Below are 24559 nucleotides of genomic sequence, written 5' to 3'. Positions count from 1 at the left end.
TGGATGTTCAACGATGGAACAGAAAAAGATGCTCAATCTGTATTTTCACGCCACGCCGAATTCGATGAAGGTGGCGGTGCTGCTGCAAGAGCTGGAATTGCCCTTCGACGTCTCGCCGGTCGATATCTTCAAAGGCGAGCAGCACACGCCGGAATTCAGGGAGATCAATCCAAATGGCAAGGTGCCGGCGATGGTTGACGGGGAGGTGACGATATTCGACTCCCACGCCATCCTCCTCTACCTCGCCGAGAAGCACGGAAAATTCATTCCGGGCGAACTGAAGGCCAAGGCTTTGATGCTGTCATGGCTTCAGTTCGTGGCAACGGGCCTATCGCCGTTTTCCGGCCAGGCAATCCACTTTCTGCATTACGCGCCGGAAGATATCGCCTATGCGAAAAATCGTTACGTGAAGGAGCTCGAGCGCCACTACGCGGTTCTGGACCGTCGGCTTGGAAAGGCCCGCTATCTGGCCGGCGACGAGTACACGATCGCCGACATGGCGCTTTGGGGCTGGGCCGCCTCCGCCGGATATGCATTCGGCGAGAAGGGTCTTGGCGACTATCCCAATGTCGTGCGCTTCATGGACGAGGCGACCAAGCGCCCTGCGGTCCAGCGAGCCCTGGACATGAAGGCAAGGCATACCTTCAAGGCTGATCTCGATGCGGAATCACGTCGCGCCATGTTCCCGCAAAACGAGGCAGATGCCGTATGACCCGTGCCACCGGCAGTTTCTGCTGCCGGTGGATTCGAGCACCGCTGGCGGCCGGGTTCAGTGCGATGCTCGGATGCCCAACCAATGCAGTGCAATGTCAGCCTGGACGACCCAGCGCTATTAGACGCCAATCGAGTTCACGGCTCGACGTCGGCTCAGCTGCAGCGCGAGACCAGCCCTCAAGCCTTCTTCTGCGTCACCAGCCCCAGTTCCTCGACCATCGCCTCGCATCAAAAGCTTCTGCGGCTTGCTGACCGTCATCGGCAATTCGGTGCGGAAGCGGATGTGGCGCTGGATCTTGTAGTGGGCGATCTGGCCGGGCTTGAGCACGATCCGGGCAGCTTCAGCTTTTCCAGAACCGCTGAGCCGACAGCAACCGGTATCGCTCCCACTCCATCCGGGTTACGATGCGTTGCTGAGAACGGGCGCGGGCGCCTCGTCGAACCACCTACGTCAGGAGGGCAGCGTGAAGTCGCCGACAGTGAGAGTTATGGACGCAGCCGATGAAGATTCAGCGGTCGAGATAATCGTGCTGGCGTTTGCAGCGGACCCTATGGCGCGGTGGACCTGGCCGCATGCACACCCGTACCTTGCAGCCATGCCGCGAATGGCGCGTGCGTTCGGGCGCAGGGCATTCTCTAACGGAAGCGCCTTTTGCACCGACGGCTACGCCGGGACGGCGCTGTGGCTGCCGCCCGGCGTGCATTCCGACGAGGAAGAGCTTGGCGCCGTGATCGAGAGCACGGTTGAATCCTCTCTCGCCCCTGAAACCGCGGCCATATTCGAGCAGATGGCCACGTACCACCCGACCGAACCGCATTGGTACTTGCCCCTGATCGGCGTCGACCCGGCGCATCAAGGCGAAGGTCACGGCGATGCCTTGATGGCGTACGCACTCGCGCAGTGCGACCGCGATCACGCGCCGGCCTATTTGGAATCCTCGAACCCGCGTAACATATCATTCTACCAGCGGCACGGCTTCGAATCGCTCGGCGCGATCCAGGTCGGTTCGTCGCCGACGCTCATCCCGATGCTGCGGCGACCTCGTTGAGCGTCAGTTTGATCAGATAGTTTGACCCTTGGGACGTTCAGGGCGTCCACGGAGCTGTCGAGCACACCCGTCGAAGCCGCGCACCTGGCCCTTCTCGCCGGTGGGAAAGCGGATCGCGGGCACCTCTTGGCAACTGTGCCAACTTCGCGGGATGATAGGGCCGCTGCCCGCCTATAGATCAGCTTATGACAGCTATCTCGCTTGCCGCGCGGTGAACCGCCATTCTGCAGACGGCCCCCATTGAAATCACGTCACACTTGTAACTCCCATCTGGCCTCCGTCCGAAATAGCGTTTCCGGATCGCAACCGTTGGAAACGCCGAATTCGACCGAGGACCGGAAATGACGATGTTTGCAGCAACGGGGAACGCCCATGGCGGGAGACCGGCGAGGAATGGCCCGGCGTCAGCGCCTTCTTCAAGCACGCGGGCGAGGTCTTTCGCACCTACTCCACCTACGGGCGCGGCGTTGAGGTGATGATGGGCACCTACGCCATGCTCGACCTCATGCCGAAAGGCCGCAACGAGAAGGAGGGAATGGACTGGGTACGTCGCCACGATCGATACGAGTAGCCACTCCGGGAAGCCGTGGAATGACGCTCGGATGACAAATGAGCCTTTCTGCGTCACGGCTCACGGCCGGCAGCTTTGTGCGGAAGCCGCCCAAAGCCGCCAGTCCGCTCTCGGCCCGATTGAGACGTCATTACCTCGTCGCCGTCGTCGACAGTTGGCTCAAAGCAACCCAGCCGCACCGCGAAGCCAGCCCTCAAGCCGTCTTCTGCGCCACCAGCCCCAGTTGCTCCACCATCGCCTCGCGCATCAGGAACTTCTGTGGCTTGCCGGTCACGGTCATCGGCAATTCGGTGCGGAAGCGGAAACGCCATCTCAGGCAACGGGCTGCAGTTCGCTGTGGGCTTCCAGACTGAAGAACCCAAGCAGTCCGTTGACGACCAGTCGCGCCACTGTATCTAATTGCCAGCCTGGGCCAAGTTTTCATGGTACAAATATAAGAAATATATATGTAAGAAATACCACGATATGGACAGCGCCCGTCAAGAATGTTGTTCTTTCAGTGCTAAAACTCACATTGCATATGAAGAGCGCTAAAATCAAAAGCACTGTGTCAGTCGCTGGAAGCCCCAGGGTTAACCCTCTTCCCGTCAGCAGGCTGGCGGCCGCGACCGCCGGTATTGTCAAACCGATTGTGGCGCAAGCGGAACCCATCGCGACATTCAAACCGCGTTGCAGCTCATTGTTGAGTGAAGCGCGAACCGCCGAAATGGCCTCTGGCATCAAAACCAGCCCGGCGATCAATGCCCCCACAATGCTGTCAGCCTGGGTCACCTGATAGGCAACGAGCGTATCCTCGACGCTTGCGGCGACCTGCTCGGCGAGCATGACAATGCCAATCAGCCCGATCAAAAGCAGCAATGCGCCGGCAAAGACGCTTTCGTGAGGGGCAGTCCGCAGCGAAACGCCGTGGGCCTGCCCTTCGACAAAGTCTTCTCGGTGGCGGACAGTCTGCGCGAACACAAAACTTGCATAAAGCAGCACCGAAAGCACGCTCACAAAGCCAAGTTGAGCTGCCGAAAATGTGCCCGGCCCCGTAGCTTGTGTGTAGGTTGGCAGAATAAGCGTCATGATGGTCAGCGCGATCAGAACCGCGAGATATGCGCTGGTCCCTTGTCGAACAATTGCCTGCTTGCGATGACGCCAGCCGCCAAGCGCGAGACAGGTGCCGACGACGCCGGTGGATGCAATCATCACTGTTGAAAAGACAGACTCACGTGCAAGCGTAGGGTTGTTCTCTCCATGCAGCATCATGGAAACGATGATCGACACCTCGATTGCCGTCACGGCAAAAGTCAGCACCAATGTGCCGTAGGGCTCTCCTACACGCCGAGCCACCGCCTCGGCGTGGTCGAGGACCACGAAAATGGTGGTGAACATAATCGCACTCGAAAGCGCTCCGACGAGTATCCTGGCGCTCAGCGAACCTTCGTCCGCCGACAGTCCGCCGGCTCTGACGGCGACAGCCATCACCAAGGCGGCCAAGGGCATCGCATACGAAGTCACCGAACGTCCGAAACCGCTCATGCAGGCCCCTGCGCGCTGCTGCGAACCGTGGCTGCATTCGCGCACCGACAGATCGAAGCGTTCACCCGTTCACGCCGTCTTCTGCGCCACCAGCCCCAGTTCCTCCACCATCGCCTCGCGCATCAAGAACTTCTGCGGCTTGCCGGTCACCGTCATCGGCAATTCGGTGCGGAAGCGTATGTGGCGGGGGATCTTGTAATGGGCGATCTGGCCGGCGCAGAAGTTCTTGACCTCCTGCTCGGTGGCGATCTGGCCGGGCTTGAGCACGATCCAGGCGCACAGCTCCTCGCCATATTTGGCGTCGGGAATGCCGAACACCTGCACCTCCTTGAGCTTTGGATGGCGGTAGAGGAATTCCTCGACCTCCCTGGGATAGACGTTCTCGCCGCCGCGGATAACCATATCCTTGACCCGGCCGACGATGTTGCAATAGCCCTCGGCGTCTATGGTGGCGAGGTCGCCGGTGTGCATCCAGCCGTCGCTGTCGATCGCCTCGCGGGTCTTGTCGTCGTCGTCCCAGTAACCCTTCATCACCGAATAGCCGCGCGTGCAAAGCTCGCCCGGTACGCCGACCGCAACGGTAGCGCCATCGGCATCGACCGCCTTGACCTCGACATGGGGGTGAATGCGCCCGACGGTCGAGACGCGCTTTTCCAAGGGGTCGTCGACGCCGCTCTGGAACGACACCGGGCTGGTCTCGGTCATGCCGTAGGCGATGGTCACCTGTTCCATATGCATCAGCGACACCACCTTCTTCATCACCTCGATCGGGCATGGCGAGCCGGCCATGATGCCGGTGCGCAGGCTGGAGAGATCGAAGGCGGAAAAATCCGGATGATCCAGCAGGGCGACGAACATGGTCGGCACGCCATAGAGCCCGGTGCAGCGTTCCTGAGCCACCGCCTTCAACGTCGCGCCGGCATCGAAGCCCTCGCCCGGGAAAACCATCGTGGCGCCCTTCGTGACGCAGCCCATCGTGCCCATCGACATGCCGAAGCAGTGATAGAGCGGCACCGGGATGCACAGCCGGTCGTCGACGGTCAGCTTGATCGCCGAAGTGACGAAATTGCCGTTGTTGACGATGTTGTTGTGGGTCAGCGTCGCGCCCTTGGGGGCTCCCGTGGTGCCTGAGGTGAACTGGATGTTGATGGCCTCGCCCGGCTTCAGCTTCTCCGAGATGCGGTCGAGGCTGTCATGCTCGTCACGCCCGGCCATGGCCAGCACGTCGCCGAAATTGAACATGCCGGGCGAATTCTCGTCGCCCATGCGGATGACGATCTTCAGCGCCGGCAGTTTCTGCGCCTTGAGCTTGCCCGGTGTGGCCTTGGCGATCTCGGGCGCCAGCGTCTCGATCATGCCGAGATAGTCTGACGTCTTGAACTTGGCAGCGGTGACCAGCGCCTTGCAACCGACCTTGTTCAGCGCATAGTCGAGCTCGGTCAACCGATAGGCGGGGTTGATGTTGACCAGGATCAGGCCGATGCGGGCGGTGGCGAACTGCGTTACCAGCCACTCCCAGCGGTTGGGCGACCAGATGCCGACGCGATCGCCCTTTGCCAAGCCCAGCGCCAGGAAGCCGGCGGCCAGTGCGTCGACCGTGTCCGACAGTTCGCTCCAGGTGAAGCGCTTGTCCTGGTCGACGAAGACTGCGGCGTCGAGCGTGCCGTATTTGCTGACGGTGTCGGAAAACAGCGCGGGGATGGTCTTGTCGAGCAGCGGCACGCTGCGTTCGCCAGAGACATGCGCCCTGTTGTCGACGGGTGCCACGAAGACACCGCCAGCACGCGCGCCGCGTCCGCGCAGATTGCTGGCATTCTTCAGCTCGTCGAGATTGACCGGCATCGCTCTCTCCTCCCGGGACTAAGTGCGTCGCGCTGAAACAGAATCATGCGACGCGTTCTAGGTCCTTGCTTTTATGCATGTCGTTCTCCCAAAACCGAGATCACTTTGGGCGACATGCATTAGCCGAGCCTATCAGCCTGCCGGAGTGGAGGAAATCCCGCCGATGGTCGTGAAAGGGCAACGATCCGGTCAACGATGCTCCGGAGCTTCGCGTTGGCTGACGAAGCGCGCCAAAACGAAAAAACCCGCCTGGGCGGCGGGTCACCGGCGCAAATCAGCACCATGGGCAAAAATGTAGCATAGCTGCCCTCACCGGTCAAGGAAATAATTCCTATCCGGCCGCCGCCGCCATCTTCGCGGCAATGTCGCGCAAGAGCGCATCATCCGCCGCCGCCCGTGTCTTCTTCGACGCCACCAGACAGGCCTGCGAGCGCAGGACGAGGCCATCGCCCAGCACCTTGAGATGATTGGCGCGCAGCGTCGAGCCGGTGGTTGTGATGTCGACGATGACATCGGCCAGACCGGCCGCCGGCGCGCCTTCGGTAGCCCCCAGGCTCTCGACGATGCGATAGACCTGGATGCCGTGCTTCTGCGAGAAGAATTGCTGCGTCAGCCGCCAGTATTTGGTGGCGATGCGCAGCCGCCGGCCATGGCGCTGCCGAAAATCGGCGGCGACGTCGTCGAGATCGGCCATGGTGTCGACATCGAGCCAGATGTCGGGCACGGCAACCACGACATCGGCATGGCCGAAGCCGAGACGGGCGACGATTTCGGCACGAGTCTCCCAATCGGCGAGGTTTTCACGCACCAAATCCTCGCCGGTGATGCCGAGATCGACGGCGCCCTGGCCGATCTCGCCTGATATTTCGGAAGCCGACAGGAACACCACTTCGACATCGTCCAGGCCCTCGACGCGGGCGTGGTATTTGCGCTCGTCGCCGGGCAGGCTGACGGCGAGGCCGGCTTTGGCCAGTACTTCCAGCGCCTGTTCTTTCAGTCGGCCTTTCGACGGGATCGCCAGCGTGATCATGGCGCCGTCTCCCGCAATGCCTCGATGCGGTCGAGCCAGACGGAAAAGCCGACGCCGGGGATAGGCGTCTTCGCGCCAAGCAGGGTCAGCAGCCGGTCATAGCGGCCGCCGCCGACCAGCGGCCGGTCGCCATTGTCGGCCGCGATTTCGAAAACCAGGCCGGTGTAGTAATCGAGCGGGCGGCCGAAGGCGGCGTCGTAGCGGATTTTATCGGCCGGCAAGCCGTGCGCCTCGATCGCCTTGGCGCGGGCAGCGAACTTTTCCAGCGCGACATCGAGCGACAGCCCGGCGCCGGTGGCGAAGGTCTCCAGTGCCTGGGCCGCGCCATCAAGCGGAACGTCGATCGCCAGAAAATCCTTCAGCGCGGAAAAAGCCTCGCTCGACAGCCGAACGCTGCGCAATTCGGCTTTCTCGATCAGCCGCCGGGCAATGTCGGACGGCGCGCGTCCGGCGGACGCCGACAGGCCCGCCTCTTCCATGCCGCTGGCGATATGGGCGGAAAGACCGTCCAGATCACCGTCGAGGACGAGGGCGGCGACCGGACCGGAGAGCTGGCTGTTGCGCGGCGGGTTGGCGAGATCGGCGAGTGCCGCCTCAAGCATCGGCGCCGAGCCGAAGGCGCGGGCAAGGCGCATGCGCCAGCCGCGCGGCAGGCCAAGGGCGGCCAGCACCGCCTCGAAAATGGTCTGGTCGCCTAGCGTGATCGCCAGCGCCTGACCAGGCAGCACCAGCGACAGCAGCGCATGCGCGTCGGCCACCGAGCGGGCATCGGCTCCAGCGGTATCGCGGTCACCGAGATCCTCAATGCCGGCCTGGAAGAACTCGTTGCCGCCTTCGCGGCGCTGGCGAAACACCTCGCCCAGATAGGAATATCGGCGGGGTGTGCCGGCCTGCGAGCTTATGTGGTCGAGGCAGACGGGGATGGTGAATTCCGGCCGCAGGCACAGCGTCTGGCCGGTCTCGCTTTCGGTCAGGAAGATGCGGCGGCGCAAATCCTCGCCGGCCATGTCGAGGAAGGGGTCCGCCGGCTGCAATATGGCGACCTCGACGGCGTGCGTGTCGCGCGTGGCGAAGAGGTTGGTGATGTCGGTGGAGATGGCGGGGGTGCGGGAGGTCAACTTCCTGACCTCAGTGCTGCACGACCCTCTGGTCCCAAACCAGAGGCGCCAACGCGGCCTCTACTTGCCACGCGCCCTCTCCTCAGCCTGCGCCGCCAATATCTTCTTCACCTCGGCGACCAGTTCGCCCTCCGCCACCGTCACCTGCGCCGGGCGGGCGGCGCGCCATTCGGCGTTGTCGGTGATTTCGGCAGACATGCGCGCGCCTTCGATCAGGTCCTTGATCTGCAGTTCGCCCTTGGCGCGCTCGTCGCCGCCCTGGATGATGGCGACCGGGCAGCCGCGCCGGTCGGCATATTTGAGCTGCGCCTTCATGCCGGCGCCGCCGAGATACATTTCGGAACGGATGCCGGAGGCGCGCAGCTCCGCCACCATCTTCTGGTAGCGGCCGAGGCTGTCGGTGTCCTTGTCCATCACCAGCACGACGACAGGCGCGATCACGTCCGAGGCGTCGAGCTTGCCGAGGTTCTTCAGCGCCGTCATCAACCTGGAGACGCCGATGGAAAAACCGGTCGCCGGCACAGGCTCTCCACGAAAGCGCGACACCAGGCCATCATAGCGCCCGCCGCCACCGACCGAACCGAAGCGCACGATCTGGCCGTCTTCGTTGGGGATTTCGGCCAGAAGCTCTGCTTCGAGGACGGGGCCGGTGTAGTATTCGAGGCCGCGCACGACCGAGCGGTCCATGGCAATACGGTCCTCGCCATATCCCGCCGCCCTGACCAGCGCTTCAATCGTGGCGAGTTCGCCGACGCCTTCCTGGTAGATGGCGTTCGAACTGACCATGGAATCCTGGCCGGCCTGTATGGTCCTCGCGGTCGCGAGAAGAACCGCCTCGGCCTGCCCGTTGTTCAACCCGGCGCCCTTGGCGAAGTCGCCTTCGCCCTCCTTGCCGCCGTCCCAGCGGCCCGGGCCAAGCAAAAGCTTCACGCCTTCCGGGCCGAGCTTGTCCAGCTTGTCGATCGCGCGCAGGACCGTCAGCCGGCGGCCGCCATTCTCCTCACCGCCGAGGCCGATCGCCTCCAGCACGCCATCCAGCACCTTGCGGTTGTTGACGCGGATGACGTAGTCGCCGCGCTTGATGCCGAGCGCTTCCATGACGTCGGCCATCATCATCGCCATCTCGGCGTCGGCGGCCACGCCCGGCGTGCCGATCGTGTCGGCGTCGAACTGCATGAACTGGCGGAAGCGGCCGGGGCCTGGCTTCTCGTTGCGGAACACCCAGCCGGAGCGATAGCTGCGGTAAGGCTTGGGCAGGCGCTCGTAATTCTCGGCGACGAAACGGGCCGTCGGCGCGGTCAGGTCGTAGCGCAGCGACAGCCACTGGTCGTCATCGTCCTGGAAGGAGAACACGCCTTCGTTCGGCCGGTCCTGGTCGGGCAGGAATTTTCCGAGCGCATCGGTGTATTCGATCAGCGGCTGGTCTGCCGGTTCGAAACCGTAGAGCTCATAGACCGAGCGGATCGTCGCCATCATCTTCTCGACGGCGCGGATGTCCTCGGCGCTGCGGTCGGCAAAACCGCGCGGCAGTCGCGCTTTCGTCTTTTCCGATTTGTCGGCCATGAGCTGGGGTCTTTTTTGCTAAGTAATCGATGACATATTGCGAGTGGGCGTGTCCTAACCGAAGCGGCGAGGACCAGCAAGGGTTTGCACCCTCTCTACGAGGTGGCTAGGAACAGTTCGATAGCTTTGCAAGTACAGCGCCGCCCCTCATCCGCCTGCCGGCACCTTCTCCCCGTATAGTGACGGGGAGAAGAGAGCTGAACGCGGACTCGGGCATTCTCTTGCAACCTGGACGACTGGCGAAACCATCGACGAGGGCGTCCTTCTCCCCGTCGCTATACGGGGAGAAGTGCCCGGCAGGGCGATGAGGGGCGGCGCAGAACGACCAAGATTTGGGCCTACCACCCGAGCCAAGCTCTGAAACAAAACGCAGCGAAAATGAAACAATCCCGCCACGGGTACGGCATCGTGCCGACACAATCGTCGCCGATAAAGCGCGGGAAATGAGGGGTTCGCGGCCATGACCAGCACAGCAAGATTCCACGCCATCGACAGCGATGCCGAATTGCCCGCACGCCTGCGCCCGGCCGACATCAACGCCCCGAAAATGATCAGCCAGGCTGCCGGCCCGTTCGAAGTGCCCGGCGAGACCGGCAAGGGACCATCCATGCGCGACGCGTTGATGACCGGCCTGCTGGTGATCTATCCGACCGTGGCCACGGTGGTGGCGATCGTCGCCGGCCTGGTGCTGGCCAGCGCCAACGGCACCTGAGCCTATTTCGGCCGCCTGAAAGCCTTCCGCTGCTTCTCGACCTCTTTGCGGCAGACGCAGCCCTCGAGGTGGTCGTTGACCAGGCCCATGGCCTGCATGAAGGCGTAGACCGTGGTCGGGCCGACAAAGCTCCAGCCGCGTTTCTTCAGCTCCTTCGAAATCCGCACAGAGACGGCCGTTGTCGGGTTGGCGCGCAGATGGGCGAGGTCGACGATTTGCGGCCGCTCGTCCTTACCGGGTTCGAACTTCCAGAACCAAGCGGCCAGCGAGCCGAATTCGTCGGCCATTTCGCGGGCGCGCTTGGCGTTGTTGATGGTCGAGACGATCTTGCCGCGATGGCGGATGATGCCGGCATTGCCGAGCAGGCGTTCGACATCCTTGTCGGTGAAGGCGGCGACCTTGTCGAACTCGAAATTAGCGAAGGCTTCGCGAAAATTCTCCCGCTTGCGCAGGATGGTCAGCCACGACAGGCCCGACTGAAAGCCTTCGAGGCAGATCTTTTCGAACAGCCTGCGGTCGTCGGCCACAGGCCGGCCCCATTCATGATCGTGGTAGTGCAGATAGTCGGGCAGATTGCCGTGCCAGAAGCAGCGCGCGACACCGTCGGGACCGGCGAGCAGGCCGGTGTTTTCCTTGTCCATAAGCCAAAATCCGTTCGTTAACGCGCTTTTGCGCGGCATTTACTGCGGCTTTACCAGATTCCTGAACCCTGCGGTAACCACACCAAAAGGTTTACCGACAGTTCCGCATTTTACGCATTCCGATTCATGTTTCGGTTGCTGCTTGCGCGCCAATGATCGCCGAACCGGGAGGACGTTTCCACCCGTTTTGTATCAGACGATCAAGGTGCGTTACGATGAAGACAGTTCTGTTTCCCGTGCTCGGCGCCGTGGCTGTGTTTGCCGCCGGCGTCACACCCTCCACCGCCGGCGACCGCTATGCCGACAGGCCGCCGGTAATGGTGAGCCCCGACCTTTCCGCACCCTGGGTGCTGCAGCTTGGCCAGGCACCCGGCATCGTGCGCCAGAACCGCCAGGTGGTGCAGCAACAGCGGCGCCTGCGACTGGCGCAGCCCGACCGGGTGCAGACGGCGGCGGTGCAGCCGCCGGCCAAGCGCATGCTCGCGCGTCCTCAGATCAATCCGATCTACCTGCCGCAGGAAGTTGACTATGACGGAGGCCAGAAGCCGGGCACGATCGTCATCGACACCACCCAGAACTTCCTCTACCTCGTCGAGAAGAACGGCAAGGCAAGGCGCTATGGCGTCGGCACCGGCAAGCCGGGCTTCGAATGGTCGGGTACGCACAAGATCACCAACAAGCGCGAGTGGCCGGACTGGCGCCCGCCGGCGCAGATGATCAAGCGCGAAGCCGCCAAGGGCCGCTATTTGCCGACCTATCTTGCCGGCGGCGCGGAGAACCCGCTTGGCGCCCGCGCGCTCTACCTCGGCACGACCGAATACCGCATCCACGGCACCAATCAGCCGTGGACGATCGGCGGCGCGGTGTCGTCAGGCTGCATCCGCATGCGCAACGAGGACGTCGTCGACCTTTATGAGCGGGTCAATGTCGGAACCACGGTCGAGGTGATATAATAATCCTTGCGAATCACCTGGCCAGCAAAGCAGTCCGCTTTTCGGGCCGGTTTAGGGACAACGGGGGACGGGCCGTATGGGGATGCGGCCGGTCAGGAAGGGCAGCACGGGAAACCGCGCTGCCCTTTCCGTTTTTGAGCAGAAATCGAGGGCAAAGGTCACCGACGCGTCGCGCAACGGGCATAGCGGTTCGCTTTCATGCTGCCCTTTACCGCGTTCTTTTGCTATCTCGGTGGCTAGTTCCACAAAAGAGTTCACCCATGCCCCTGTCCGAAGACAGCCGTTATCTCAAGGGCGGCCCGGTCGCCCAGCGCATCATCGCCGCCGTTGCCGAGGACGCAGCGATCGCCAAAGCCGAGGGTTTTCCCCCCAAGCTGGTCTCAATCACCGTCGGAGACACCGATGCGGTGGATGTTTATGTGCGCAACCAGCGCGCCAAGGCTGAGCTCGCCGGCATCGATTTCGAGGAGCGGCGCTTTCCCGCCACCATCACGGCAGGCGAGTTGGAAGCGGCCATTCACGGCCTGAATGCCGATCCGCGCGTTACCGGCATCATCATCCAGCGGCCGGTCCCGGTGCATATCCCGATCAGGACATTGCAGGCGGCGGTGCATCCGCTGAAGGATGTCGAAGGCATGCATCCGGCCTCGATCGGCAACATCGTCTACAACCAGCTCGATCTCGCGCCTTGCACGGCGGCCGCCTCGGTCGAACTGCTCAAGGAAACCGGCCTCGACCTCAAGGGACTGGAAGTCGTCATCGTCGGCCATTCGGAAATCGTCGGCAAGCCGATCGCCTTCCTGTTGATGAGCGAAGGCGCGACGGTGACCGTGTGCCACCACATGACGCGGTCGGTCGCCGCCCATGCAAGGCGCGCCGATGCGCTGTTCGTCGCCGTCGGCAAGCCGCGGCTGATCAAGGCCGACATGGTCAAGCCGGGTGCTGCCGTCATCGACATCGGCATCAATTCCGAAATCGGCCCCGACGGCTCCAGCCGCATCGTCGGCGACGTCGACACCGAAAGCGTGCGCGAGGTCGCCTCCTGGATCACACCGGTGCCGGGCGGTGTCGGCCCGATCACGGTCGCCATCCTGCTGCGCAACACCATGGTCGCGCTCAGCCGCCAGCGTGCGCTTTATGAGGCGACCTACGGTACGGCCGACAGGCTCGCGGCGGAGTAGCTGCTTTCGTCACGTGTATTGCGGCACGTGGCATGTGATCCGGGATTCTTCGTCCCAGAAGACATAAAGCATGCCGCCGCTGCCCCAAAAGAAGCCTGCCAGTGAATCGAATTGCAGAAGAAATTTCATTTCCCGATCTGTTCCGGGAACCAACGGAAATTGCGGCCCTTGAACCCATGACGGCAGCCCGCCAAGCCGGAAGAGATTTTGCCGCGAATTGCTGATCCCCCACGACTGCCTGAGCCAGCGTGGCGGCGTAGGCGCCAGGCGGACGGTGCTCTCCTTCGAAGCCGGCTCGATTGCGGAGCCATAATCGGAATGAAACGGCGCGATCGGCGTCGGCATGCCCGCAGCATCGTGCGAATAATAGGCCGGTTCCAGCGAGCCGTCGCAGGTCTCGATGCGCAGCCGGGGAAAGGGCGGCATTATCCCGGCGCCGAACTCGTTCAGGGTGACGAGATGGACCAGCCGCCTGCCGCAAGCCGGACACAGGCCCCTTCCCTCACCGCCGATCGTGAACGGCTGTCCTGCCGTCGGCAGATGCCAGGTGGGATGATTGCGGTGCGTCGGGAACGGCGAGTCGTCTGGCGTGCCGCCTTCAAGGACGAGATGGTGACAGGCCGGCGGCAAGCGAGGATCGGCGTGGGTTTGCCAATCCTCAAAATCTGGAATGTCTGCCAACACTTCGTCCGGGAACAACTCGGGCGCCTGCAAGGCGGCGCGAGCCAACAGGTCTTCAACGTCAGCGCCGCCTTCCGCCGCATCTTGCAGGAGGGTTGCAAGGCGAGCCAGATCCGCATCGTCAAGGAACGAGACCGCGTCGTCGATAAGAGTGATCCGGTGGACGCCGGCTTCGACGGCCGCCTCGATGAGCTGAATCAAGAACGCCGATCCGTCTTTCAAATATCGGGCGATAATGACTTCGCAATCGGCATAGCGAGCCTGAAATGTCGAACGCGACTCCTCCGACAGAAGGCGAACCACGGTTTCGATATCTTGCTGTTGTGAGTTGGGCATTACGCATCGTCCTTAGCGGATGCTTCGCCGTCAACTCATTTTGGGCGGCTCGCCGCCATAGGCCCAGTCGAGCAGCTTGATCGTGTGCACCACCGGCATCTTCGCGGCGGAAGCGATCTGGGTGATGCAGCCGATGTTGCCGGTGGCGACGATCGAAGCCCCCGTCGCCTCGATGTTTTTCACCTTGCGGTCGCGCAGTTTGGCCGAGATTTCGGACTGCAGGATGTTGTAAGTGCCGGCCGAACCGCAGCAGAGATGTCCTTCACGCGGCTCTCGCACGATGAAGCCGGCCTTGGCCAGCAGTTCCTTCGGCTGGCGGGTGATCTTCTGGCCGTGCTGCATCGAACAGGCCGAGTGATAGGCGACAACCGTGCCCGGTTTGCGCACCGGTTCGGGCAGGTCGAAGGTCGAGAGATATTCGGTGATGTCCTTGGCCAGCGCCGAAACGCGCGCCGCCTTGTCGGCATAGGCTGGGTCTAGCCGCAGCATGAAACCGTAGTCCTTGATCGTCGTGCCGCAGCCGGATGCAGTGATGACGATGGCATCGAGCCCGCCCTGGTCGAGGGCGCGCGTCCAGGCGTCGACATTCTGCCTCGCCGAGGCAAGCGCGGCCTGCTCGCGCCCCATATGATGAACCAGCGCCCCGCAGCAGCCCTCGCCCGGTGGCACCACGACCTCGACGCCGAGCCGCGTCAGCAGCGAAATCGTGGTGTCGTTGATGGCGGGATCGAGCACCGATTGCGCGCAGCCGGTGAGGATGGCGACGCGGCCTCTTTTGCTCCCCTGCCCGGCATGGATGCCTGGCGAGCCCATCGGCGAAGCTGCCGGGATCGACGCCGGCGCGAGCTTGAGCATCGCACTGAGCGGCTTCAGCGTCGGAACCTTGTCGAACAAGCCCATAAACGGCTTGCCCAGCTTCGCAAGCTTGAGCGCTGCGCGAAAACGCTGGGGATAGGGCAGCACGAACGCCAGCATGGCGCGGGTCAGGCGGTCGAGCAGCGGACGCTTATAGGTCTCCTGGATATGGGCGCGGGCATGGTCGACCAGATGCATGTAGTTGACGCCCGACGGGCAGGTGGTCATGCAGGCGAGGCACGACAGGCACCGATCGATATGGGTGACGATCTCCTTATCGGCGGGACGGCCGTTTTCCAGCATGTCCTTGATCAGGTAGATGCGCCCGCGCGGTGAATCGAGCTCGTTGCCAAGCGTCACATAGGTCGGGCAGGTGGCGGTGCAGAAGCCGCAATGCACGCATTTGCGCAGGATCTTTTCCGATTCCGCGACATGCGGATCGGCAAGCTGGGCAAGCGAAAAATTGGTCTGCATCGCGTTGGATCCTAAGCCATTCGGCCGGGATTGAGGATGTTTTTGGGGTCGAATTCCTGCTTCAGGCGCTGGCTGAGTGCAGCAAGTGCGGGCGGCTGCGGTTCGAACACCGGCAGGGCGGCGCGATGCGAAGGTGCGGCGCGCACCAGCGTCGCATGGCCGCCGCCATGTTTCCTCAACAGCCCGCGCAGCAGGGCGGCTTCCGGGTCGCCTTGTTCCATGCGCAGCCACACCAGCCCGCCTTGCCAGTCATAGAAGGCGCTGACGGCGGCCTGCATGCGCAGCGTCAGGACCATCTGGTGGCTCTGTCCCGGCGTCATCGAGACACGCCAGACCGGTTTCTCGCTGTTGTCGGCGAAGGGCCTGCAATCGCGTACATCGCGCCAGATCAGCCGTGAAGCGTCACCGGCAATCTCCTGCAGCGGCCCGGCCTTGCCGAGCAGCGTTTTCAGCGCGGCGATGCGGTAGGCAACCGACGGGCCGAAGCCTTCGACACGCAGCAGCGTTGCAGCGTCGCTGCCGAGCGCGCTGCCAGCGACCCGTGCAGCGATGCGCTCCGGCAGATGGGCCGCACTCGACACTTCCGCGCTGGAACCGAGCGCCAGGGCCATGGCGGCGGCCGCGGCATCGTCGAGCAGGCCACGGATGGCGAGCGTGACTTCGGTCTCGGCTGCGGGCAGCACCTTGAAGGTGACGTCGGTGAATACGGCCAGCGTGCCCCAGCTGTTGGCCATCAGCTTCGACATGTCATAGCCGGTGACGTTCTTGACGACGCGGCCGCCCGACTTGAAGGACTCGCCACGACCGGACACCACATTGATGCCCAGGACATGATCGCGCGCAGCCCCTGCCTTGAGCCGGCGCGGCCCAGAGAGGTTTGCGGCGAGCACGCCGCCGATGGTGCCTTTGCCAGGCTCGCCACCAAGCAGCGGACCGTAGTCCATCGGCTCGAAGCCAAGTTGCTGGCCGTCTTCCGCCAGCAGCTTTTCGATCTCGGCCAGCGGCGTGCCTGCCTTGGCCGACAGCACCAGTTCAGCCGGTTCATAGAGCGTGACGCCCGAGAGTTTCGACAGGTCGAGCGTGTGTTCGGTTTGCAGCGGCCGGCCGATGCCACGCTTGGAGCCGTGGCCGAGGATTTCCAGCGGCGAGCCTTCCGCCGCTGCCCAGGCGACGGTGGAGAGAACTTCGTCTGACGTGGTTGGGGTGAAAGTAGTCAAAGCCTGTGCTCCCGAAGCCTTTCGAGCACGGCTTCGCCCCGTGGCGACAGCCGATAACCGATCTGGAGACTCTCGGTGAGTCCGAGTTCCCCAAGCTTGCGGACATCCTGCTTGAACTTCAGCTTTTCGACACCGGCCTTGTCGGCCAGGACAGCAGCCGGCACTTCCGGATGGGCGCCGATCGCCTGCAGGATCGACGGGAAGTAGCCGGGTGCCGTTTTGTCCCAGCGCGCAAAACGCTGGGTCAAGGCATGCCAGTCCTCATCGGAAAGCAAGGCGTCGCCGCGCAGGGCAACGCGTTCGTCGGGCTCGATGCCTTTGAGCTCGATGCGATAGACCGGGGTACCGTCATCGGGGCCAAGCATCTCCTGAAGGGCTCCTCGGGACGGAAAGCCGGCTGCGGTCGCGTCTTTCTCCGTCAATTCGGAGCCGCTCGCGATCGAGATGTCCCCGATCCTAACCGCACCTGACGCCGTTCTGACCCGCCCGCCGGCCTTGACGGTCGGCCGCTTCCAGCGGCGAAACGCGAGCGTCACTTCATTGCGCGCGATCTTGTCCAGCAAGGATTGTTTGAACAGCAACTCAAACCTCACTCGGGCATGGGTTCCTCGCCCCCGCAAAGCGGGGGAGAGGTGGCTCGGGCAAAGCCCGAGACGGAGAGGGGGCGAATTCTATGCCAGACGCGAGTTCGGATATGCTGAGTTCCTTGGCGCCCCCCTCTGTCCTGCCGGACATCTCCCCCTCAAGGGGAGAGATCGGATGTCGCATATGGCTTCGCCAATCTCCAATGGTGACAAAAGGGCGAGGCGCGCGAGCTGCCAATCTCCCCCCTTGAGGGGGAGATGTCCGGCAGGACAGAGGGGGGCGTTCAAGCACCGACATGTCCAGTTAAAACCTCGGAATGTCCGGAAACGGCAGCTTGCCGCCGGAAATGTGCATGCGGCCGAGTTCGGCGCATCGCCGCAGTTGCGGGAACACTTTTCCCGGGTTGAGCAGATGGTTGGGATCGAAGGCGCATTTGACGCGCATCTGCTGGTCGAGGTCGACCTGGGTGAACATTTCCGGCATCAGGTCGCGTTTTTCCACGCCCACACCGTGTTCGCCGGTCAACACGCCGCCGACCTTGACGCAGAGCCGCAATATGTCGGCGCCGAAGCTTTCGGCCTTGTCGAGTTCGCCCGGTACGTTGGCATCGTAGAGGATCAGCGGATGCAGATTGCCGTCGCCGGCGTGAAAGACATTGGCGACGCCGAGACCGTATTTTTCCGACAGCTCGCGCATGCCGGCGAGCACGCGCGGCAGCTCCTTGCGCGGGATGGTGCCGTCCATGCAGTAGTAGTCGGGCGAGATGCGGCCGACGGCCGGAAACGCCGCCTTGCGGCCGGCCCAGAAGCTCAGCCGTTCCTGTTCGGACTGCGAAATGCGGCAGGTGGTCGAGCCGTTCTTGTAGGCGATCGCCTCGACCAGACCGATCAGATGATCGACCTCGACGCCCGGCCCGTCGAGCTCGACGATCAGCAGCGCTTCGACATCCAGGGGATAGCCGGCATGGACGAAATCCTCGGCGGCGTGGATCGCCGGCCGGTCCATCATCTCCATGCCGCCCGGAATGATGCCGGCGCCGATGATGTCGGCGACGCACTGGCCGCCCTGCTCACTGGTCGGGAAGCCGATCAGCAGTGCGCGAGCCGTCTCCGGTTTCTTCAGGATGCGCACGGTGACCTCGGTGACGACGCCAAGCAGCCCTTCCGAACCCGTCATGACGCCGAGCAAGTCATAACCTTCCGCATCGAGGTGACTGCCGCCGAGCCGTACCACTTCGCCATTCATCAGCACCATCTCGATGCCGAGCACATTGTTGGCGGTAAGGCCGTATTTCAGGCAGTGCACGCCGCCGGAATTCTCCGCGACATTGCCGCCGATCGAGCAGGCGATCTGGGAGGATGGATCGGGGGCGTAGTAAAAGCCCTGCTGCTCGACGGCGGTGGTGATGCCGAGATTGGTGACGCCCGGCTGGGCAACGACGACGCGATTGGGGAAATCGATCTCGAGGATACGGTTGAAGCGGCTCATCACCAAAAGCACCGCGTCCTCGAGCGGCAGCGCGCCGCCCGACAGCGAGGTGCCGGAGCCGCGCGGCACGACGCGGATGTTGCGATCGTTGCAGTATTTCAGCACGCGCGACACCTGCGCCACGGTTTGCGGCAGAACAACAACCAGCGGCAGCTGCCGATAGGCGGTCAGGCCGTCGCTCTCGAAGGCGCGCATGGAATTGGCGGCGTCGACGACGCCCTCACCCGGCACGATGATGCGCATGTCGGCGACGATCTCGTCGCGCCGGCGCATCGTGGCGTCGTCTGGTTTCGGCATGGCCAGGCCGGACATCGGCAGCCTCATTTCGCTTGACTGGTCAAAATCTTTTACCAGTGAAGCGCGCTGGGTGCAAATCCTGTGGTGGTTGGGAATCCGGCATCAAGGCTGAGGCAAGCTTCCGCAGCGGCAATCTGCCGCTGTCTCACCCTCCCCCGCGCGGCGCTCTACGAGGACCCCGACCCCCACAAGGGGGAGGGTGAGCAGATCTATTCGCCGGGCGGCTTGCCGGGTTCGGAGTGCATCTTGCGCACGCGGCGTACGCCCCACCAGACCAGCAGGATGGCGACAGGCACCGAAGCCGCGGTAATGATCTCCGGCGCGAAGGCATGGCCGAAGATCGAGGCGCCCTTGGCGACATAGCCGACAAGGCCGACCACATAGTAGGAGACGGCGGCGACCGAGAGCCCCTCGACGGTCTGCTGCAGGCGCAGTTGCAGGCGGGCGCGGTTGTTCATCGAGGCAAGCAGGTCGCGGTTCTGCTTCTCGACCTCGACATCGACCCAGGTGCGCAGCAGTGTCGTGGCGCGGGTCAGTTTTCGCGACAGATTTTCCTGCCGCTCCTCGACCGAACGGCAGGTGCGCATTGCGGGCGCCACCCGGCGCTGCAGGAACCCGCGCCATGTGTCATAGCCGGGCACAGCCTCTTCCTCGAGCGCCTCCAGCCGTTCGCCGACGATGCCGTCATAGGCACGGCTGGCGCCGAAACGGTAAAGGCTCGACGCCGCGTCCGCCTCCAACTCCGCCGCAAGTTCGGTCAGATCGGCCAGCAAGGTCTGGCTGTCGCGAGTCCCGGCGACCTTCATCTCCAGCGTGGTCTGCGCCAGCCGGTCTTCGATGCGGCGGGCACGGCCGGACAAGGTCAACGCCAGCGGCAGGCCGAGCATGGCCAGCGTCCGATAGGTTTCGATGTCGATAAGCCGCTGCGACAACGCGCCGGTACGCGCCGGGGTCAAGCCGCGATCGAGCAGCAGCATGCGCGTCAGGCCATCGCCATCCTGGCGAAAATCGGTGACGATGGCGGCGTTTCCGCGCTCGACCAGCGAGTAGCACAGGCTGGTCGGATCGAAACCGGCTATCAGCTGCTCGCTCGCTTGCGTCCATTTGCGGATTTCGAGCCTGATGCCGGAGATGCAGGTTCCCGGCGGCGAAAACCCGTTGCCGAAGGGGGAGTCCTCCTGCGCCCTGCCGCTCTCGGAAAGCGGCCCTTCCCACAAATATGTCGAGAATTCGGTGTGCCGCTCCCAGCGCAGCGAGCCCTTGCCCCATTTCATGGCATGATGGCGGGCCTGGCGGTCGGGCGCGGCGACGCCGAGGCGCCGCGACAGTTCGGAAAGCACCGCGTGGTCGACGCCCGAGCCCCCCTCGGTCATGAAGGCGAGTTGCATCAGGACGCGTGGCTTTTCGATCAGCGGGTGCGGCCGGGCATGAACCTCGCCGAGTGCGCCGGGCCGGCCCTCATGCGCGGGAAAGCCCATCACGCTGCCCTTGGCGCGCGGCTGGAATTCGAGATCGGACGGGTCGTCTGACACGGCTTGTTCCCTGGGTTTCCTTGAACCCTCTTGCACGCGCGTCCCTCTAGTGCCAATGGCCTGATGACGCAAACGGCAAAGTTAGCCGAAGGTGATGGCATCGGGCGGAAAATCGGCCCGCTTTTGTCAATTGGATAAATAATTTGACCAGTTGGCGAGGCAGGCTCTATTCTGCGACACCGGTTCACCTTCCAGGCATTCTGTTGAGCGACATTTTTTCCAGGATCGAGCATTCGCGCACCGCCGACGAGGTGGTGCAGCAAATCGAGAGCCTCATCCTCGAAGGCGTGCTGCGCACCGGCGACCGGCTGCCGGGCGAGCGCGAGCTTGCACGCCAGTTCGACGTATCCCGGCCGATCCTGCGTGATGCGCTGAAGTCACTGGAAGGACGCGGCCTTTTGACGACAAGGCCCGGCGGCGGCACCCATATCGCCGATGTCATCGGCCAGCTCTTCACCAAACCGGTGACGGACCTGATCTCGATGCACCGCAAGGCAGTGACCGATTATCTGGAATATCGCCGCGAGATCGAAGGGGTCGCGGCTGAATACGCGGCACGGCGCGCCACTGCGGACGACATGGCGCTGCTCGACAAGATCATGGCACGTATGGACGATGCGCACCGGACCGGCGACTTCGACGACGAGGCCGAGATCGATGTCGAGTTCCACCACGCGATCTGCGAATGCGCGCACAACATCATCCTTTTGCACACGTTGCGTTCCTGTTACCGGCTGTTGTCGGAGGGCGTGTTCCAGAACCGGCTGCTGGTGTTCAGCGTGCCCGGCGCGCGCGACGCCCTGCTCGCGCAGCACCGCGCGATCCATGCGGCGGTGAAGGCCGGCGATCCGGATGCTGCCCGGCAAGCGGCGATGGACCACATCACCTATGTCGAACGGTCGATGGCGGAAGCCGAGCGCAGCGGCGACTGGCAGCGCGTTTCGCGACTGAGGCTGAAGCAGCGGGTCGAAGCCACCGATACCGAACCTGCACGCAAACGCTCCTAGCTATCGAAACGGGAAGCCCATGAGCCAGATCCTGACCATCGCCGACCTCAAGGACCTCGCCCGCCGGCGCGTGCCGAAGATGTTCTTCGACTATGCCGATTCCGGTTCGTGGACCGAAAGCACGTATCGGGCCAACGAAGAGGATTTCCAGAAGATCAAGTTCCGCCAGCGCGTGCTCGTCGATATGGACAACCGTTCGCTGGCATCGACGATGATCGGCGAAAAAGTGTCGATGCCGGTGGCATTGGCGCCAACCGGCATGACCGGCATGCAGCACGCCAATGGCGAGATGCTGGCGGCTCAGGCGGCGGAGGAATTCGGCGTGCCGTTCACCTTGTCGACGATGAGCATCTGCTCCATCGAGGATGTCGCCTCGGTAACCACGAAGCCGTTCTGGTTTCAGCTCTATGTGCTGCGTGACAAGGAGTTCGTGCTCAACCTGATCGACAGGGCAAAGGCGGCGAAATGCTCGGCGCTCGTGCTGACGCTCGATCTGCAGATTCTCGGTCAGCGCCACAAGGACATCCGCAACGGGCTTTCGGCGCCACCCAAGCTGACGCTGACGAACATCATCGACATGGCCATCCGCCCGCACTGGTGCGCCGCCATGGCCGGCACGAAGCGGCGGACCTTCCGCAACATTGTCGGCCACGCCAAGGGCGTCGGCAACATGGCCTCGCTGGCATCGTGGACGACGGAGCAGTTCGACCCGCATCTGTCGTGGAAGGACGTCGCCTGGATCAAGGAGCGCTGGGGCGGCAAGCTGATCCTCAAGGGCATTCTCGACAAGGAGGACGCGCTGATGGCGGCCAAGACCGGCGCCGACGCGATCATCGTTTCCAACCATGGCGGGCGCCAGCTCGATGGTGCGTCGTCGTCGATCGGCGTGCTGGAAGAGATTGCCGACGCGGTTGGCGACACGATCGAAGTGCATATGGATGGCGGCATCCGCTCCGGCCAGGATGTCCTGAAGGCGCTTTGCCTAGGTGCCAAGGGAACCTATATCGGCCGGCCATTTCTTTACGGCCTGGGGGCGCTTGGCAAGGAAGGGGTTACCAAGGCGTTGGAAATCATCCGCAAGGAGATGGACATTACGCTGGCCCTGTGCGGAAAGCGTCTGGTCACCGACATGGGCAAGGACCAGCTCCGGCGCTAAGCCCGTGACCGCGCGACCACGGAGACACCGAAAAATTGGCAGAACCCGGCATCCATTTTCTCGACGCGCATGGGCCGGAAGGTGTGCGTCTTTACGCGATCGGCGATGTCCACGGCCGGCTCGACCTGCTGGCCGCCATGCATCGGCGCATCAGGACCGAGATCGAGCAGGAGGCGCCTGCCGACTGGCGCGTCATCCATCTTGGCGACTATGTCGACCGCGGGCCGGACTCGAAGGGCGTCATCGATTTCCTGATCGAAGCGGAAGAGCGCGACCCTCGTCACCTGATGCTGGCCGGCAACCACGACATCGGTTTTCTCGACTTTCTCAAGACCCCTGACCCGGAAGGGCTTTTCATCCGGTTCGGCGGCATCCAGACGGCACAGTCTTACGGCGTGGCGATCAGTGAAGGCACAAGCGTGTGGTTCGGCAAGGCCGAATCGGCCGTGCGCAAAGGACATCAGGCCCTGGTCGAGGCCGTGCCGCAAAGCCACATCGACTTCCTGCGATCGCTGCCGTTCTCCGCGACTTTCGGGGACTTCTTCTTCTGTCATGCCGGCATCAGGCCGGGCAATCCTCTGGAGAAGCAAAGCCCGCAGGACCTGATCTGGATCCGCGACGTCTTCCACAACCACCCCGACCTCTATCCGAAGATCGTGGTGCACGGCCACACGCCGGTGCCGGAGGCGGAAGTGATGGCCAACCGCGTCAATGTCGACACGCTTGCCTGGCAATCAGGCATGCTGAGCGCGCTCGTCGTCGACGGCGCGGACAAACGCATCCTGACAATGACGATCAAGGAAGCTTGAGCGTCGCGCGTCGGAGGACGCGAAAGGCGCTTTCCGCCTTTAGCGCAGCGAGGCGGTGACGCCGTAACCGTCGACGGCGTTGTGGTTGTTGGCTGCGTCGGCGGCATAGATGCCGAGACCGCACAGCACGATGGCGGACAACATGGCAAAGGACAGAAGCGCTGCTTTCACGGAGGTCATCTCTTGTTGAGCTTTCTGCATCTGTGCACCAGGCGGTTACCAATGCGTTGAAACGGAGAATTCGCTTCAAAGTTTCGACGATTTTGCGCTTCTAGGCATGTTCTGTATCAACGGTGTGTCGCGCGGGTCACACAAAGGTTCATAGCCGTTGCACAGAAGATGCAGAGCGCGCGCCTTCTAGGATGGCGGGCGGACACAAGCCAAGAATGAAACGGTTTTCCCCAGGCGGTTTCACCGCCGCGTGCCAATTATGTCACGCTGGAGGGTACGGAGAGGCCAACACTCAGATGGTTGCTACCCAGGCACGGGCAATGGCGAGGCCAGCGGCATCCGCATCGGGCCCGTTGCGGGCCATTTCGCCATCGAGCTTGCCGGCCCAGTCGGGATGGCGCGCGGCAATGGTCGGGGCAAACGACGTGCTCCAGTCCTCGACCATCGGCCGGTCGGCCTCGAAATGGAACTGGAAGCCGTAGACGGCGCGGCCGACGCGAAATGCCTGGTTCTCGGCGACATCGTTGCCGGCAAGCCGCACGGCGGCCTCAGGCAGCACGAAGGTGTCGTCATGCCACTGGAAGATCGGGAATTTCTCCGGCAGCGCGCCCAGCACCGGATCGCCCTTGGCGTCCGCCGTCAGCGATACGCCGTGCCAGCCGAACTCATTGGCGCCGCCGATGCGGTTTTCGCCGCCGAAGGCACGGGCGACGAGTTGGCTGCCCAGGCAGATGCCGAGCACGGCGCGATCCTTGTCGGCAAAGTCGCGGGTCAGTTCGAGCAGTGCCGGGAAATAGGGGTACTCATCGTCGGCCAGCGCGTTCTGGCCGCCGCCGAGCACGATCATGGCATCATGCCCGGCCGCGTCATCCGGCAGGGGATCGCCTTTGTAAGGGAGACGCAGATCGAGATCGGCACCCGCCTCCGCAAGTGCTGCGCCGACCTGGCCGAGGCCGGTATTGTCGTAGTTCTGCACCACCAGCACCCGCATCACAAAACCCTGCTGACATGAAAAGATGCGAGGAGCGATATCATGCCGCTCGCATTGCAGCC

23 protein-coding genes and 1 pseudogene are annotated in these 24559 nt (G+C 63.2%); 9 read left to right on the top strand and 15 right to left on the bottom strand.

All coding sequences use genetic code 11. From position 1 onward, the window contains the following. Positions 1-28 precede the first annotated feature (28 nt). Positions 29-712 (top strand): glutathione S-transferase family protein, encoded by a 684-nt coding sequence (locus tag AC0L3E_RS01935; protein WP_127269670.1) that lies wholly within the window; start codon positions 29-31, stop codon positions 710-712. 120 nt (positions 713-832) lie between these two features. Here AC0L3E_RS01935 and AC0L3E_RS01930 read toward each other — a convergent pair whose 3' ends face one another. Next, entirely contained in the window at positions 833-1042 is a 210-nt protein-coding gene (locus AC0L3E_RS01930; RefSeq protein ID WP_127330081.1) for a hypothetical protein, read from the bottom strand. A gap of 136 nt (positions 1043-1178) precedes the next feature. Here AC0L3E_RS01930 and AC0L3E_RS01925 point away from each other — a divergent pair, with 136 nt between their 5' ends. Further along, on the top strand, positions 1179-1763 hold the full coding sequence (locus AC0L3E_RS01925) for a GNAT family N-acetyltransferase (protein ID WP_206517178.1): 585 nt from the start codon (positions 1179-1181) through the stop codon (positions 1761-1763). 373 nt (positions 1764-2136) lie between these two features. Further along, a pseudogene (locus AC0L3E_RS01920) lies at positions 2137-2334 on the top strand (DUF899 family protein); the annotation flags it as partial. 420 nt (positions 2335-2754) lie between these two features. On the opposite strand, the gene AC0L3E_RS01915 reads toward AC0L3E_RS01920, so the two are convergent. The 5 genes from AC0L3E_RS01915 to hisS form a co-directional block, all read right to left on the bottom strand. Then, positions 2755-3858, bottom strand: coding sequence for a calcium:cation antiporter (locus tag AC0L3E_RS01915; RefSeq protein WP_127269260.1), 1104 nt, complete (start codon positions 3856-3858; stop codon positions 2755-2757). Between the two features lie 69 nt (positions 3859-3927). Then, complete coding sequence (locus AC0L3E_RS01910; RefSeq protein WP_473604101.1) at positions 3928-5700, bottom strand: AMP-binding protein; 1773 nt, start codon at positions 5698-5700, stop codon at positions 3928-3930. 331 nt (positions 5701-6031) lie between these two features. Continuing rightward, positions 6032-6730 (bottom strand): ATP phosphoribosyltransferase, encoded by a 699-nt coding sequence (hisG, locus tag AC0L3E_RS01905; protein ID WP_128309576.1) that lies wholly within the window; start codon positions 6728-6730, stop codon positions 6032-6034. After that, complete coding sequence (locus AC0L3E_RS01900; RefSeq protein WP_128309575.1) at positions 6727-7848, bottom strand: ATP phosphoribosyltransferase regulatory subunit; 1122 nt, start codon at positions 7846-7848, stop codon at positions 6727-6729. The genes hisG and AC0L3E_RS01900 overlap by 4 nt, the downstream gene beginning before the upstream one ends. Positions 7849-7908: 60 nt before the next feature. Further along, on the bottom strand, positions 7909-9411 hold the full coding sequence (gene hisS / locus AC0L3E_RS01895) for a histidine--tRNA ligase (protein ID WP_473604100.1): 1503 nt from the start codon (positions 9409-9411) through the stop codon (positions 7909-7911). 460 nt (positions 9412-9871) lie between these two features. Between hisS and AC0L3E_RS01890 the strand changes: the two genes are divergently transcribed. Beyond that, positions 9872-10123, top strand: a complete 252-nt coding sequence (locus AC0L3E_RS01890; RefSeq protein ID WP_127268833.1) for a hypothetical protein — start codon at positions 9872-9874, stop codon at positions 10121-10123. Positions 10124-10125: 2 nt separating this feature from the next. Here AC0L3E_RS01890 and AC0L3E_RS01885 read toward each other — a convergent pair whose 3' ends face one another. Further along, positions 10126-10764 carry a DNA-3-methyladenine glycosylase I gene (locus AC0L3E_RS01885; RefSeq protein WP_127268832.1) on the bottom strand — a complete coding sequence of 213 codons (639 nt, stop codon included), beginning with the start codon at positions 10762-10764 and terminating at the stop codon, positions 10126-10128. Between the two features lie 215 nt (positions 10765-10979). Between AC0L3E_RS01885 and AC0L3E_RS01880 the strand changes: the two genes are divergently transcribed. Together AC0L3E_RS01880 and AC0L3E_RS01875 are read left to right on the top strand one after the other, a co-directional pair. Further along, positions 10980-11717: a L,D-transpeptidase gene (locus AC0L3E_RS01880; protein ID WP_292337430.1), complete on the top strand. Its 738-nt coding sequence runs from the start codon at positions 10980-10982 to the stop codon at positions 11715-11717. A 260-nt stretch (positions 11718-11977) separates the two neighbouring features. After that, positions 11978-12898: a bifunctional 5,10-methylenetetrahydrofolate dehydrogenase/5,10-methenyltetrahydrofolate cyclohydrolase gene (locus AC0L3E_RS01875; protein ID WP_127268830.1), complete on the top strand. Its 921-nt coding sequence runs from the start codon at positions 11978-11980 to the stop codon at positions 12896-12898. A gap of 9 nt (positions 12899-12907) precedes the next feature. Here the strand turns inward: AC0L3E_RS01875 and AC0L3E_RS01870 are convergent, their stop codons facing one another. The 6 genes from AC0L3E_RS01870 to AC0L3E_RS01845 form a co-directional block, all read right to left on the bottom strand. Then, complete coding sequence (locus AC0L3E_RS01870; RefSeq protein WP_127318606.1) at positions 12908-13915, bottom strand: hypothetical protein; 1008 nt, start codon at positions 13913-13915, stop codon at positions 12908-12910. 30 nt (positions 13916-13945) lie between these two features. After that, positions 13946-15244, bottom strand: a complete 1299-nt coding sequence (glcF, locus tag AC0L3E_RS01865; protein ID WP_292563981.1) for a glycolate oxidase subunit GlcF — start codon at positions 15242-15244, stop codon at positions 13946-13948. 11 nt (positions 15245-15255) lie between these two features. Next, positions 15256-16461 carry a glycolate oxidase subunit GlcE gene (glcE, locus tag AC0L3E_RS01860; RefSeq protein WP_473604098.1) on the bottom strand — a complete coding sequence of 402 codons (1206 nt, stop codon included), beginning with the start codon at positions 16459-16461 and terminating at the stop codon, positions 15256-15258. Continuing rightward, complete coding sequence (locus tag AC0L3E_RS01855; RefSeq protein ID WP_473604097.1) at positions 16458-17054, bottom strand: ASCH domain-containing protein; 597 nt, start codon at positions 17052-17054, stop codon at positions 16458-16460. The genes glcE and AC0L3E_RS01855 overlap by 4 nt, the downstream gene beginning before the upstream one ends. A gap of 295 nt (positions 17055-17349) precedes the next feature. After that, positions 17350-18846 carry an FAD-linked oxidase C-terminal domain-containing protein gene (locus tag AC0L3E_RS01850; RefSeq protein ID WP_473604096.1) on the bottom strand — a complete coding sequence of 499 codons (1497 nt, stop codon included), beginning with the start codon at positions 18844-18846 and terminating at the stop codon, positions 17350-17352. A gap of 194 nt (positions 18847-19040) precedes the next feature. Continuing rightward, entirely contained in the window at positions 19041-20363 is a 1323-nt protein-coding gene (locus tag AC0L3E_RS01845; protein WP_292337426.1) for a DUF3422 family protein, read from the bottom strand. A gap of 203 nt (positions 20364-20566) precedes the next feature. On the opposite strand from AC0L3E_RS01845, the gene AC0L3E_RS01840 reads away from it, so the two are divergent. The 3 genes from AC0L3E_RS01840 to AC0L3E_RS01830 are packed head-to-tail and all read left to right on the top strand — an operon-like array spanning position 20567 to position 23335. Further along, positions 20567-21370, top strand: a complete 804-nt coding sequence (locus tag AC0L3E_RS01840; protein ID WP_292459768.1) for a FadR/GntR family transcriptional regulator — start codon at positions 20567-20569, stop codon at positions 21368-21370. 19 nt (positions 21371-21389) lie between these two features. Further along, on the top strand, positions 21390-22526 hold the full coding sequence (locus AC0L3E_RS01835) for an alpha-hydroxy acid oxidase (protein ID WP_127382526.1): 1137 nt from the start codon (positions 21390-21392) through the stop codon (positions 22524-22526). Positions 22527-22561: 35 nt separating this feature from the next. Continuing rightward, complete coding sequence (locus AC0L3E_RS01830; RefSeq protein ID WP_127807765.1) at positions 22562-23335, top strand: metallophosphoesterase; 774 nt, start codon at positions 22562-22564, stop codon at positions 23333-23335. Positions 23336-23374: 39 nt separating this feature from the next. Here AC0L3E_RS01830 and AC0L3E_RS01825 read toward each other — a convergent pair whose 3' ends face one another. Next, positions 23375-23506, bottom strand: coding sequence for a hypothetical protein (locus AC0L3E_RS01825; RefSeq protein ID WP_013893872.1), 132 nt, complete (start codon positions 23504-23506; stop codon positions 23375-23377). 292 nt (positions 23507-23798) lie between these two features. Next, the gene (locus AC0L3E_RS01820; protein WP_127267708.1) at positions 23799-24497 is read right to left on the bottom strand and encodes a type 1 glutamine amidotransferase; all 699 of its coding nucleotides are present in this window, start codon (positions 24495-24497) and stop codon (positions 23799-23801) included. Positions 24498-24559: the final 62 nt, after the last annotated feature.

It is taken from the genome of Mesorhizobium sp. WSM4822 (assembly GCF_055811155.1).
The sequence above is the reverse complement of the archived record's forward strand: the minus strand, read 5'-3'. Positions and strand labels throughout refer to the sequence as shown.